General features: G+C 52.6%; 12 protein-coding genes. 7 read left to right on the top strand and 5 right to left on the bottom strand.

The window, feature by feature from the left end:
• Positions 1-46: 46 nt before the first annotated feature.
• Positions 47-1,144: a methionine ABC transporter ATP-binding protein gene (locus QUF18_RS14075; protein ID WP_289387870.1), complete on the top strand. Its 1,098-nt coding sequence runs from the start codon at positions 47-49 to the stop codon at positions 1,142-1,144.
• Positions 1,125-1,790, top strand: a complete 666-nt coding sequence (locus QUF18_RS14080; RefSeq protein ID WP_289387950.1) for a methionine ABC transporter permease — start codon at positions 1,125-1,127, stop codon at positions 1,788-1,790. The genes QUF18_RS14075 and QUF18_RS14080 overlap by 20 nt, the downstream gene beginning before the upstream one ends.
• A gap of 94 nt (positions 1,791-1,884) precedes the next feature.
• Here QUF18_RS14080 and QUF18_RS14085 read toward each other — a convergent pair whose 3' ends face one another.
• The 3 genes from QUF18_RS14085 to rpsU form a co-directional block, all read right to left on the bottom strand.
• Entirely contained in the window at positions 1,885-2,295 is a 411-nt protein-coding gene (locus QUF18_RS14085) for a VOC family protein (RefSeq protein WP_289387951.1), read from the bottom strand.
• A 102-nt stretch (positions 2,296-2,397) separates the two neighbouring features.
• A complete protein-coding gene (locus tag QUF18_RS14090; protein ID WP_374807179.1) occupies positions 2,398-3,195 on the bottom strand; it encodes a tetratricopeptide repeat protein in 798 nt (265 codons plus the stop codon).
• Positions 3,196-3,718: 523 nt separating this feature from the next.
• On the bottom strand, positions 3,719-3,949 hold the full coding sequence (gene rpsU, locus QUF18_RS14095) for a 30S ribosomal protein S21 (RefSeq protein ID WP_022712514.1): 231 nt from the start codon (positions 3,947-3,949) through the stop codon (positions 3,719-3,721).
• 556 nt (positions 3,950-4,505) lie between these two features.
• Between rpsU and QUF18_RS14100 the strand changes: the two genes are divergently transcribed.
• The 5 genes from QUF18_RS14100 to QUF18_RS14120 all read left to right on the top strand — a co-directional run bounded on the left by QUF18_RS14100 (position 4,506) and on the right by QUF18_RS14120 (position 10,997).
• Entirely contained in the window at positions 4,506-5,759 is a 1,254-nt protein-coding gene (locus QUF18_RS14100; RefSeq protein ID WP_289387872.1) for a sarcosine oxidase subunit beta family protein, read from the top strand.
• An 11-nt stretch (positions 5,760-5,770) separates the two neighbouring features.
• Complete coding sequence (locus QUF18_RS14105; protein WP_289387873.1) at positions 5,771-6,097, top strand: sarcosine oxidase subunit delta; 327 nt, start codon at positions 5,771-5,773, stop codon at positions 6,095-6,097.
• Complete coding sequence (locus QUF18_RS14110) at positions 6,094-9,087, top strand: sarcosine oxidase subunit alpha (protein WP_289387874.1); 2,994 nt, start codon at positions 6,094-6,096, stop codon at positions 9,085-9,087. The genes QUF18_RS14105 and QUF18_RS14110 overlap by 4 nt, the downstream gene beginning before the upstream one ends.
• On the top strand, positions 9,080-9,637 hold the full coding sequence (locus tag QUF18_RS14115) for a sarcosine oxidase subunit gamma (protein ID WP_289387875.1): 558 nt from the start codon (positions 9,080-9,082) through the stop codon (positions 9,635-9,637). The genes QUF18_RS14110 and QUF18_RS14115 overlap by 8 nt, the downstream gene beginning before the upstream one ends.
• A gap of 193 nt (positions 9,638-9,830) precedes the next feature.
• Positions 9,831-10,997, top strand: coding sequence for an alpha/beta hydrolase (locus QUF18_RS14120; RefSeq protein ID WP_289387876.1), 1,167 nt, complete (start codon positions 9,831-9,833; stop codon positions 10,995-10,997).
• A 241-nt stretch (positions 10,998-11,238) separates the two neighbouring features.
• Here QUF18_RS14120 and QUF18_RS14125 read toward each other — a convergent pair whose 3' ends face one another.
• Both QUF18_RS14125 and QUF18_RS14130 read right to left on the bottom strand, forming a co-directional pair.
• Complete coding sequence (locus QUF18_RS14125) at positions 11,239-11,712, bottom strand: MaoC family dehydratase (protein WP_289387877.1); 474 nt, start codon at positions 11,710-11,712, stop codon at positions 11,239-11,241.
• 31 nt (positions 11,713-11,743) lie between these two features.
• Positions 11,744-12,427 (bottom strand): HAD family hydrolase, encoded by a 684-nt coding sequence (locus tag QUF18_RS14130; RefSeq protein WP_289387878.1) that lies wholly within the window; start codon positions 12,425-12,427, stop codon positions 11,744-11,746.
• Positions 12,428-12,532: the final 105 nt, after the last annotated feature.

A 12,532-nucleotide genomic window follows, 5' to 3' on the forward strand; every position in this document is an offset into this window, starting at 1 on the left:
GAAAGAGCTCGAGGATAAAGTGAATACTTCAGCTCCAATAAAGAATATGCAGCAAAAGCTGTCTTCCGTATCCGGTCAGCCTCCCGTGACCGGTGATGAAGTTGTCAAACTTTCCAATATTAAACGCATGTTCGGCGACACACCTGCCGTCAATGATATTTCCCTTTCAGTGAATCGCGGTGAAATTCTCGGCATTATCGGCCGCAGCGGTGCCGGAAAATCGACTTTGATCCGTTGCCTCAACGGGTTGGAGCAGCCGGACAATGGCTCGGTCATCATTGAAGGTCAGGAAATTACAGGACTTACTGAGCGCCAGTTGCAACCGGTACGTCGCCGTATCGGCATGATTTTTCAGCACTTCAACCTGATGTCAGCCAAAACTGTTGCGCAAAATATTGCAATGCCGTTGAAGATTGCAGGTATTGCCAAACCCGAACGGCAAAAAATCGTTGCCGAGCTTCTGGAACTGGTCGGCCTCTCTGAACGTGCACAGCATTATCCGGCACAGCTTTCCGGTGGTCAGAAACAGCGCGTCGGTATTGCCCGTGCTTTGGCGGCTAAACCGAGCTTGCTCCTGTCCGATGAAGCAACATCTGCCCTTGATCCGGAAACTACCCAGTCCATTCTGGCACTGCTGAAAGACATCAACCAGAAACTCGGTCTGACCATTCTGCTGATTACCCATGAAATGGATGTAATCCGCAAAATTGCCGACCGTGTGATTGTGCTGGATCACGGACAGATCGCCGAACAAGGCCCTGTCTGGGAGGTTTTTGCCCGCCCGAAAACAGAAACCACTAAGAACCTGCTGAAAATGCTGACCCCTGCCTTGCCGGAAAGTATCGCTGCGCATCTGACACAGGATCAGCAAGCTGCGAGTGAAGCCATCATCCGCATCCGCATTTCCGGTGAAGCTGCCCGCAGACCGATCATCAATGATATCGCCTCTGCCTCCGGCCTCAATGCCCGCCTTGTTCATGGCGGTATTGATACCATTCAGGGAGAGCCGGTCGGTACATTATTCCTCGGCCTCCCCGCACATAACCAGTCAGACCTGCAAAAGGCTGTTGGTTTTCTGAAGACAATTTGTGATGAAACGGAGGTTGCTGGATATGTCTCAGTTCCTGACACCCGCAATGCTTGATCTGCTTTGGCGCTCACTTGGCGAAACCCTGATCATGACCGGCTTCTCCAGCCTGTTCACTCTGATTTTCGGCCTGCCGCTCGGTCTGCTGCTGATCCTGACAGACCGTAACGGGCTGTTGCAAAATATTGCCGTGAACCGTGTTGTCGGTGCAGTGGTCAACGCCTTCCGCTCAGTACCCTTTATCATCCTGCTGGTGGCACTGATCCCGTTCACACGCCTGATTATGGGTACGGCACTTGGCACTTGGGCATCCATTGTGCCGCTGTCGATTGCCGCGATCCCTTATTATGCCCGTATGGCGGAAGTATCGCTGCGTGAAGTCGATCACGGTCTGATCGAAGCTGCGCGTTCCATGGGTGCAAGCCGCTGGACGATTATCAAGGAAGTTTTGATACCGGAATCCATGCCGGGTCTGATTGCAGGCTTTACCGTGACAATCGTCACGCTGATTGGTGCTTCGGCTATGGCCGGTGCAATCGGTGCCGGTGGTCTGGGCGACCTTGCTATCCGTTATGGCTATCAGCGCTTTAACTATCCGATTATGGCGGCTGTTGTGGCTGTGCTGATTGTGATTGTCTGCCTGATCCAGTGGATCGGTGACCGCTTAGTACAAAAAGTCGATAAGCGTATCGTTAAGCGCTAAAGCATGTCTCCCAAAAGTGGACACCGGTTTTGGGATAAAGACATGCGCAAAAACAAAGGCCGGTGAAAACCGGCCTTTTTACTATCTCACAGAATTAGCTATGTTTCTCATGAACACCGACTTCAACAGTATTGCCGTCGGGATCAAATACCAGAGCCGCGAAATAGCCCATCTCCTGCGGCCCCTGATAGGATGGCGCGCCGCTGTCGCGTCCGCCGGATTTCAACGCCGCCTGATAAAAGATCTCGACCTGCTCACGGCTCTTGGCACTGAATTTCAGATGCAGATGCTCTCCGGGTTGCAGCGCCGGTTCCTCTGCAGCGCCACCCTTTGCAGCAATCACCCGCAAAAACGGCAATGAACTACGGGCATTGCCGCTGACAAAAAACAGATTGTCAGCCGTCTGCAACACACGAAGCTCCAGTGCAGCCATGCTGCCGGAGTAAAATTGATAGGATGCCGGAATATTCCGGCTCTCAAAGCCGATATGGTCGAATAAAGACATAGCCAATAATATAGAGAGCTTCTGCCATAAGAAAAGAGCCGCCGGATATTCAATCCTGCGGCTCTTTAACTTGCTATGCTGAGCTAATATAAGTGCACACAGTTATCGTGTGCGGCTCAGACCATCTTTGGCCGGCTTATATTGCGGATCAAGCTGCACAGCACGGGCATAGGAGGCCGCTGCACGCTTTTTATCGCCACGATGCTCATAGACCAGCGCCTGATTGGCCCAGCTCTCAGCAACCTTGTCATCCAGCCCGATAGCCGTATTGAAATCATCAAAGGCGTTATCGTAATCGCCAAGTGCCGCATAGGAAATCCCGCGGCCATTATAAGGCTCTGGCGCATTCGACTGGAGGGAGGCAGCAGCCGAGAAATCCTCAATCGCCTGTTTGTGCTGGCCACGTGCCTGATAAATCAGACCGCGATTGTGATAGGCACGGCCATCCGTCGTATCCAGCTGGATGGCGCGGTTGAAATCCAACATCGCCTCATCCAGACGCCCTGCCTGACGATACACATTACCACGACCGGTATAGGCCGCATCATATTGCGGATTGATCTGAATGGCGCGGCTGTAATCCTGTACGGCCGCTGCATCATTTTTCAGATAGCGCTGAATAAGCGCGCGATTGGCATAGGCCTGATAATAATTCGGGTCGAGCTGGATCGCTGTATCAAAATCCTTCATCGCCTCACGGTAGCGCCCTGCCTTACCATAGGCAGAGCCACGCACATTATAGCTCTCAGGATTACGCGGATTGCTCTGAATAACCGTTGTCAGCGAACCGATATTCTCGCTGGAGCCCTGCGCCAGATCGACAGGTGTGAGAATGGAATTGGAAGTGCTCTGACAGCCCGCAAGAGCCAAAACTGCGCAGGATGCTGCACCCAGCACCATATTGCGCCAAAACCGGCGCGGCTCTTGTCGCGTCAGATTTACACTCACCAAAGATGCCATTCATGCACTCCTCAAAAGCAGCATACCAACGCTCTTATCAGAGGCGACACACCGCAGATTATATCCCAAGGCTTGCGCAGACGATGATCGCCTGTTGCCCGACAGCTTTACCCCGCCATACAGAAAAAAGGCGGAAGCGAATATTCACCCCACCTTAAAGCTGTTTTTCAGCGATGCAAATATATTGGCATGGTCAAATTTTACAATAAAGCTACATATTTCACCAGTTCCCGTGAACAAGTGATCAGCATTGTCAAAAACATTAGAGCGCCGTGTGCCAGACTTGGCACACAAAGGTCGCTCTAACACTTTAAAATTAGAGCATAATTTTACCTTAAACTGATCAAAGTTTAAGGAATTATGCTCTAACACAAAGCAAAACGCACGATCTCACGATCATGCGCTGCTTCATCAGTATATCTGATCAGAAACCATGCAGCAAACAGCTACAGGTTCGCTCTGATTAGCGGGCCGCTACGCGACCGCCGCCTACCAGACCTTCACGCTGTGCGCGCTTACGAGCCAGCTTGCGTGCGCGGCGAACGGCTTCAGCCTTTTCGCGGGCGCGCTTTTCAGATGGCTTTTCATAATGGCCGCGCATTTTCATTTCGCGGAAAATACCTTCACGCTGCATCTTTTTCTTAAGAGCGCGGAGAGCCTGATCAACATTATTATCGCGTACGAGTACCTGCACGTGTAATCCCGTTCCGTTTCAGTTAGATTTTCAGTTTAGCCTGAAGGCATCGGTGAGCCTCAAAGACAACTCAGTCTGGCAGTTCCGCTAGGGAGCCGTCTGATGGCTGGAAATCTTAAGACTTCGCAACGGCCTTCCGATGCAAATTCGAGTGCCGTTTAACAGTCTCCGGCGTAATTGTCCACACGGAATCCGCAACGGCACCCCCGATCAGGCCTTATCAACCTCATTATTACAGTTTTAACGGTAAAAATCACGTTTTATTTGGGTATTTCGTTGAGTGAACAGGACTACTTTTCTTTCAGACCACCCAAAAATCTCCGGTCTTTTCACAGAGATTCTCTGCAATTGATATCGCGTAAAGAAGCACAAAACATAGTGAGTCCTTTCTCTGTTATGCTGCTTGGAAAGCAAACAGCGTTTTGAAGCTTTTCAGCAAATAAAAACCGCATGATACGCCACAACCCGTCGTAAAATGGCAAAGTTGGTGTCGGCATTTGGTCTATCTTGAAAACAACAGGCGGAAAAACCTTCCGCTCCCAAATAAGGGGACATTATGCGTAAGTTTTCAGTATTTGCAGTTGCCCGTGAAGCACTGCGCGGCAATAAAGGCTGGGAGCCACAATGGGCTTCACCGGAACCGCGTGCCAGCTATGATGTGATTATTGTCGGCGGCGGCGGCCACGGTCTGGGTGCCGCCTATTATCTGGCCAAAGAACACGGCATCACCAATATTGCAGTACTGGAAAAGGGCTGGATCGGCGGCGGCAATACCGGCCGTAACACCACCATCATCCGTTCCAACTACCTGTATGAAGAGAGCATGAATATCTATGAGCATTCGCTCAAAATGTGGGAAGGTCTGTCGCAGGATCTCAACTACAATGTGATGTTCTCGCCGCGCGGCGTATTGATGTTGTCGCATAATATCCATGACAAGCAATCCTTCAGCCGCCACATCAATGCCAACCGCCTTTATGGCATCGACAATGAATGGCTGACACCGGAACAAGCCAAGGCCTATTGCCCGCCGCTGAATATTTCACAAAACTCCCGCTATCCGATCAATGGTGCGGCCTTGCAGCGTCGCGGCGGCGTTGCCCGTCACGATGCCGTTGCATGGGGTTATGCCCGTGCGGCTTCAGACCGTGGTGTTCATATTATCCAGAATTGTGAAGTGCTCGGCATTCGCCGCAATGCCGACGGCAGTGTCAGCGGTGTAGAAACCAATCGCGGCTTTATCGGCGCTAAGAAGATCGGCGTCTCGGCTTCCGGTCACTCCTCTGTCATCATGAATATGGCTGATGTTCGCGTGCCACTGCAAAGCTCCCCATTGCAGGCACTGGTTTCTGAACCGATGAAACCGATTGTACCATGCGTCGTCATGTCTAATGCGGTTCATGCTTATATTTCTCAGTCGGATAAAGGCGAGTTCGTGATCGGCGCAGGCACAGATCAATATAACTCCTACTCCCAAACCGGCGGGTTGCAGATCATTACTCATACGCTGGATGCAATCTGTGAGCTGTTCCCGATGTTCCGCCGTGTGAAGATGATGCGCCAATGGGGCGGTGTCACCGATAACACCATCGACCGCGCACCAATCCAGAGCAAAACCCCTGTGCAAAACCTGTTCATCAATGCAGGCTGGGGTACTGGCGGTTTCAAGGCAACACCGGGTTCTGCCCATCTGTTCGCCCATCTGATCGCCCGTGGTGAACCCCATGCATTGGCTGCCGGCTTCACGCTTGATCGTTTCCGCACCGGCCGCCTGATTGACGAAGCAGCAGCAGCAGCCGTAGCCCACTAAGGATAATTATCATGCTTTTGATCCATTGCCCTTATTGCGGCGAAGACCGCTCGGAACTGGAGTTCCGCAGCGCACACGATGCCCATATTGCCCGCCCGACCAATATAACCGAGCTTTCGGACGAAGAATTTGTTGAGTTTCTCTATTGGCGCGACAATCCCAAAGGCGTGATTTTTGAACGCTGGCGGCATATTCACGGCTGCGGCCGCTTCTTCAACGCAGCGCGTGATACGGTGAGCGACAGGTTCCTGCTCACCTACAAAGCCGGAGAGCCGAAACCGGATCTCAGCAAAATTACGCAGACAAACAGTGTTGCGGCCAAGGAGAGTGGCAAATGAGCGGCTCAAAACGCATTACCGGTAAAGGCCGTCTGACACCGGCGAAAACCGCCCGTTTCACCTTTGACGGCAAGTCTTATACAGCATTGGCAGGCGATACTGTCGCCTCGGCACTGCTTGCCCATGATATTCACCTGATCGGACGTTCGTTCAAATATCACCGTCCACGCGGCTTTCTGTCTGCAGGGCCGGAAGAGCCGAATGCGCTGCTGGATATTTCCCGCGACAAAGCCCATCGTCAGCCAAATGTGCGTGCCACCGTGCAGGAAGTCTTCGAAGGGATGCACTCAGAGTCGCAGAACCGCTGGCCGTCTTTGTCCTTCGACATCGGCGCAGTAAATGACCTGTTCTCGCCTTTCTTTGGTGCAGGCTTCTACTACAAGACTTTCATGTGGCCTAGAAAGGCTTGGGAGAAGGTCTACGAGCCGATCATCCGTCGCGCTGCGGGTCTGGGCGTTACACCGACCGAGCCCGACCCTGACCGCTATGCAGGCCGCTATGAGCATTGTGATGTGCTGGTTGTCGGCGCAGGGGTTGCAGGTTTAAGCGCAGCACTTGCTGCGGCGCGTACCGGTGCCAAAGTTATCCTCTGCGACGAGCAGCCGGAAGTTGGCGGTGCCCTGCACCATGAAAACGGCACCAAGATTAACGGGCAAGACGGTTTTGCTTGGGCGCAGGCCACCGCGGCTGAACTTAACGCCATGCCAAATGTACGCGTTCTCACCCGCACCACGGCTTTCGGCTATTATAACCATAATTTTGTAGCTCTGGCCGAGCGCGTCAGCGACCATGTTGCATTGCCGGAGAAGAACACCGCGCGTGAGCGTCTGTGGCAGGTACGTGCCAAACGCGTTATTCTCGCGAACGGCTCTATTGAGCGGCATATGGTGTTTGCCAATAATGACCGTCCGGGTGTGATGCTGGCTTCGGCTGCCCGCACCTATCTCAATCATTTCGGTGTGGCTGTCGGCGCGCATGTCGGTGTCTTCACCGCTCATGACAGTGCCTATGAAGCTGCCTTTGATCTAAAAAATGCAGGCGTTGATATTCCGGTGATTGTCGATGCCCGCGCCCATCCGGGTGAGGCTGTACTGGCGGAAGCCCGCCGGTTGAATATTCCGGTGCTGGTCAATCATTGTGTTCTGACCGTTGGCGGCAAGCTGCGCGTGAAATCCATGACGGTTGGCACCAATGGCGCAAAATCAGGCCGCAAATATACCATTGATGCGCTGATCACCTCCTCCGGCTGGACACCATCGGTGCATTTGTTCTCGCAATCGCGCGGCAAGCTGCGCTTTGACGATGCCAAACAGCGTTTCCTGCCGGATGTCTACGCACAGCCGTCCGTCAGCGTCGGCACCTGCAACGGCACCGACGACCTGCAGGCCACCATTGATGAAGCCATTGCAGCCGGAACCTCTGCAGGTCTTGCGACCAGCGGAAAAGTAAGCGATGCAACCAGCATCAGCGGCACCACAGCCTATAGCTGGAGTGGCGGTATGGTTGGCGCCACAGCCGGTGCAGGCCCTGACAGCAATGTAAAAGCCTTTATCGACTTCCAGCATGATGTCTGCGCCAAGGATATCCGCAATGCCGTGCGCGAAGGTATGCATTCGATTGAGCATATCAAGCGCTTCACCACCAACGGCATGGCGTCCGATCAGGGCAAAATGTCCAATATGCACGGGTTGGCGATTGCCTCGGAAGCACTGAACAAGCCAATTCCACAGGTTGGTCTCACTACCTTCCGCCAGCCTTATACGCCGGTCACTTTCGGCACTCTCATCAATTCGTCCCGCGATCATCTGTTTGATCCGGCACGCCAGACCGCACTGCATCAGTTTGAAGTGAAAAACGGTGCAGTCTATGAGGATGTCGGCAACTGGAAGCGTGCGTGGTACTATCCGCAGGCCGGTGAAACCATGCATGATGCAGTGTCCCGCGAGTGCAAAACCGTGCGTGAAGCGGCCGGTGTTTTCGATGCCTCGACCTTGGGTAAGATCGAAGTTGTCGGCCCTGATGCGGCTGAGTTTCTCAATCTGATGTACACAAACGCATGGGATACGCTGAAACCAGGTCGCTGCCGCTACGGTATCATGACCGGTGAAGACGGTTTTGTGATGGATGATGGTGTGGTCGGCCGCATGGCACATGACCGCTTCCACGTCACCACCACAACCGGCGGCGCACCGCGTGTGCTCAACCATATGGAAGATTATCTCCAGACCGAGTTCCCGCATCTCAATGTCTGGCTGACATCAACTACCGAGCAATGGGCAGTGATTGCCATTCAGGGGCCAAAAGCCCGTGAAATCATCGCGCCATTTGTTGAAGGCATTGATATTTCCAACGAAGCCTTCCCGCATATGAGCGTGGCTGAAGGTAAATTCTGCGGTGTACCGACCCGTCTGTTCCGCATGTCCTTTACCGGTGAACTGGGCTTTGAAATCAACGTCCCTGCCGATTACGGTCAATCCGTGCTGGAAAAAGTGTGGGAACGCGCCAAAACTATGGGCGCCTGCCTCTACGGCACAGAAACCATGCACGTTTTGCGTGCCGAAAAAGGCTATATCATTATCGGTCAGGATACAGACGGCACTCAGACCCCGCATGATGCAGCGGTTGGCTGGGCTGTTTCCAAGAAGAAAACCGACTTTGTTGGTATTCGCGGTATGCGTCGCCCTGATCTGGTGGCCGATGGCCGTAAACAACTGGTCGGCTTGCTGACCAAAAACCCGAACACGGTGCTGGATGAAGGCGCACAGATCGTTGCCGATCCGAACCAGCCAAAGCCAATGAAAATGCTCGGTCACGTCACCTCTTCCTACTGGTCGTCCAATCTTGGACGTTCCATTGCAATGGCTGTGGTGCATGACGGATTTAATCTGCATGGCAAAACTCTGTTTGTGCCGATGAGCGACCGTGTGATCGAAGTTGAAGTAACCGGCCCCGTCTTTATTGACGAAAAGGGAGAGCGCCTGCATGTCTAACTCAGAAGTAACCGCACAGCGCATCACAGTTCTGGGCAATCGCCGTGCCGGTAACGGTGCAGTACAGATCATTCCGGCAGAACCAGCGGAGCGCATTTCGCTCCGCGCTCGTGCCGCTGATATTGCTGCGCTGTCCAAGGCACTTGGCGTCACCCTGCCACAAAAGCCGAAACACAGTGCCACAAAAGGCACGCGTTCAGCTCTATGGCTCGGGCCCGATGAATGGCTGGTGATTGATACCGGCGGGCAGTCACCCTTTACGGATTTGCAAGGTGTGGAAATTTTGCATGCTGCCACCGATGTGTCACACCGCAATATCGGCCTGATTATTTCCGGCGAAGGTGCAGAGGCAACCATCAATGCCGGTTGCCCGCAAGATTTATCGCTGACCGTCTTTCCGGTCGGTGCTGCATCGCGCACAGTCTTCGGCAAAGCTGAAATTGTGCTGTGGCGCTTGTCAGTAACAGAATTCCGGCTGGAATGCTGGCGCTCTTTTGGCACCTATGTTTTCGGACTGCTGAGTGAAGGCGCACTGGACGCAGCCGTCTGACGATACTTTCAACGTCCTGAAACTGTCATAATTCATCTTTAAGCACCGCGTCTTTCATAAGGCGCGGTGTTTTTATTTGAGCAAAGATCAATAGCTTTAATGTGATTGTTCATTTACAGCGGAGCGCTCTAAAGCATCTTCTGCACTGCACTGCGCCGCATTACCCTGATTTATTTTGACAAGCACCCTGTTCATGACCATTCAAAAACGCCTCATTATCAATTTTACCGGTTATGAGGGTCTTCATCCCAAAGCTGTTCGTGTGCGCCATCGCAAAATTATGAGCGACTTCGACAAGCTGTGGGGTACAAAAACGGCCATATCGCCAATGATTGACGCCGCCCACGGCAGCGGCGCAATGCAGGTACGCGCCCAAGGTGAGAACTGGGAAACGCAAAGTGAATTCTGCCAATTCGGCACCGCAGATATTTTTGACGATTATGCAGCACGTTCCCTGCCCCGCCGTTTATTTACCGGCAGTCGTGCCTTTCTGAACATTCTTTTCACCGGCACTTTATGGCGTTATGGCCGTACAAGCTGGCGTTTTGTGATGTTCTTCATGTGGCCGTTTCTGATGGTGCTGGCTATGCTGGCCTTAACACTCGGCATCACTGCCGCACCGGTACTGGTAGGCTTTTCAGCTTTGCACATGCTCTGGTCGCTGCCGCTGGCATTTGGCATTTGCTACGCACTGATACGGGCACTGGATGAAAAACTCTTCATCTCCTACCTGCTTGATGACTGGTCAGCGGCCTATGACCGGATTTATGACAACAGTCCAAAACTACGGGAACGCAAACAAATCTTTGCACAAATGCTGGCAGAGAAATTACGTGGCAGTGATGCGGATGAAGTTATCATCATGGGGCACAGTCTCGGCACAGTACCGGCAATTGAAGCTTTAACCGAGGTCTGGCGCACCGAGCCGGAACTTCTGCGCAAACAGCCGGTCTCTTTGCTGGCTGCCGGTTCCTGCCTGCTGATGATTGCTCTCCACCCACGCGCGAAGACCCTGCGGGAAGATGTGCGCGTGCTGCTGAATGACAGTCCGCTCTTCTGGGCAGAGTTTCAAGCACTGACGGATATCATTCATTTTTATAACTCAGAACCTGCCAAGGCACTGAAAATTCAGACGAATAATCCGCCGCTGATCAACCATATCCGTTTCAAACACATTCATTCCCCGGCCCGTTACAAACAGGCAAAGGGCAACTTTTTCAAAATGCATTTGCTGTTTATTTCCGGCAGCCAGAAGAAAAACGCCTATGATATCGGCATGTTTTTGCACGGGCCTTTTGCGCTTAAAGCCCTGCTGACCGAGTATCCTGATCGGCCTGCCCCGCTGGATACATTACACTAGAGCGGTTTACGTTCATGTTGGATCGTAGTGCCCGCTCTAGATTCTTTAGTTTGTCGCATTATCCCGGACTGTCCAAGTTGATCCAACTTGACTGTGAAATGCTCTAAAACGGCGCGGCCACGTTTTTGGTCAGCACGCGGCGAAAATGGTGTTTTTCGAGAAGCGGAGCGCAGTGTACTTAAGTACATGAGTACCGGAAACGTAGAAAAACGCCATTTGCAGTCCGTTCTGGCCTGAAACTTTACTCAGCAGGTGGGACGACGGCAATAGTCAGCCACCGCGCAGTCAACGCCGGTTTGACCATCCCCTCCACTTCCAGTGTCACATCATAATGATTGACCACACGACCGGAAGGGCGGATATCCGCATCAGCCAGTTTGAAACGGGCACGAACGCGGGTACCGGTTTTGACCGGCGACATGAAACGCACACTGTCAAAACCGTAATTAATGCCCATGGTTGCGCCCTGCAACATCGGCAGCGCTTCAAAGGCCAAAGTCGAAAGCAATGAAATCGTCAGAAAACCATGAGCGATTGTGCCGCCAAACGGTGTTTCTGCTGCAGCACGCTCCGGATCGACATGAATAAACTGGTGATCATCCGTTGCATCCGCAAACTGGTTGATCATTTCCTGAGTTACCACCCGCCATTCAGAGCAACCGATTTCCGTGCCGATTGCTTCGCGCAGCTGATCCAGAGTGATCGCATCTTTCATTGCTATAGACCTTTATGATGGATTCGCTTTTTCAGAGAAGGTTATTCTCTATGTCTTTCCAGCTGCTATAAACCGCTTTTGCACCTTTTTCCAAAAGCTTTTCCGTGTGTCCCGCATAAGTATGTCCGCCACCGGTATAACCGATCGCTGTCATCCCTGCTGCAACCGCGCCTTCCACGCCGAAAGGTGAATCTTCAAACACCACGCAACGTGCCGGATCAGCACCGAATTTCTCTGCCGCATATAAGAACAGGTCCGGTGCCGGTTTACCGCGTTTGACCATTGTTGACGAATATAACGCTGGTATTTCACCTTTGGCGAACGCATTAATCAGACCGGTCTTTTCCAGACTAAAGGCAATACGCTGCGGTGAAGAGGATGAGGCTACGCAACGAGGCGCTTTCAGACGCTCCAACACACCGGCAATACCGTCACAAGGCTGCAAGGCTTCAGAAAACACACGATGCGTTTCCGGCCAGATGTCATCCTGCGCCGCATCCGGCAGATAATGGCCTGTCAGATCACCGATCAGACGAATAATATCCGCCTGCTTCATTCCCACACCTTTGGCTACCGTGCCGTCAGGAATTGGCATATGATGACGGGCATAAACATTATGAAAAGCCAGTGCTGCCAACGGCTCACTGTCCACCAGAACACCGTCACAATCAAAGATCACGAGATCCCATTCAGGCTTTTTTACGCTATCCGGCACTCTAACTACTCCTGCTCTGTCATGCCGCACTGATGCAGCCTTTATCTTATTGATCTTTAATCTAGAGCGGTTTACGCCCATGTTAAACTACGCTGCTCGCTCTAG

The sequence above is a fragment of the Pseudochrobactrum kiredjianiae genome, assembly GCF_030362795.1.
Taxonomy (GTDB): Bacteria; Pseudomonadota; Alphaproteobacteria; order Rhizobiales; family Rhizobiaceae; genus Pseudochrobactrum; species Pseudochrobactrum kiredjianiae.

Coding starts and splice junctions, on each gene's coding strand:
- QUF18_RS14075 (WP_289387870.1), top strand. CDS start 47: ATGCAGCAAAAGCTGTCTTCCGTATCCGGTCAGCCTCCCGTGACCGGT.
- QUF18_RS14085 (WP_289387951.1), bottom strand. CDS start 2,295: ATGTCTTTATTCGACCATATCGGCTTTGAGAGCCGGAATATTCCGGCA.
- QUF18_RS14090 (WP_374807179.1), bottom strand. CDS start 3,195: ATGGTGCTGGGTGCAGCATCCTGCGCAGTTTTGGCTCTTGCGGGCTGT.
- QUF18_RS14100 (WP_289387872.1), top strand. CDS start 4,506: ATGCGTAAGTTTTCAGTATTTGCAGTTGCCCGTGAAGCACTGCGCGGC.
- QUF18_RS14105 (WP_289387873.1), top strand. CDS start 5,771: ATGCTTTTGATCCATTGCCCTTATTGCGGCGAAGACCGCTCGGAACTG.
- QUF18_RS14110 (WP_289387874.1), top strand. CDS start 6,094: ATGAGCGGCTCAAAACGCATTACCGGTAAAGGCCGTCTGACACCGGCG.
- QUF18_RS14115 (WP_289387875.1), top strand. CDS start 9,080: ATGTCTAACTCAGAAGTAACCGCACAGCGCATCACAGTTCTGGGCAAT.
- QUF18_RS14120 (WP_289387876.1), top strand. CDS start 9,831: ATGACCATTCAAAAACGCCTCATTATCAATTTTACCGGTTATGAGGGT.
- QUF18_RS14125 (WP_289387877.1), bottom strand. CDS start 11,712: ATGAAAGATGCGATCACTCTGGATCAGCTGCGCGAAGCAATCGGCACG.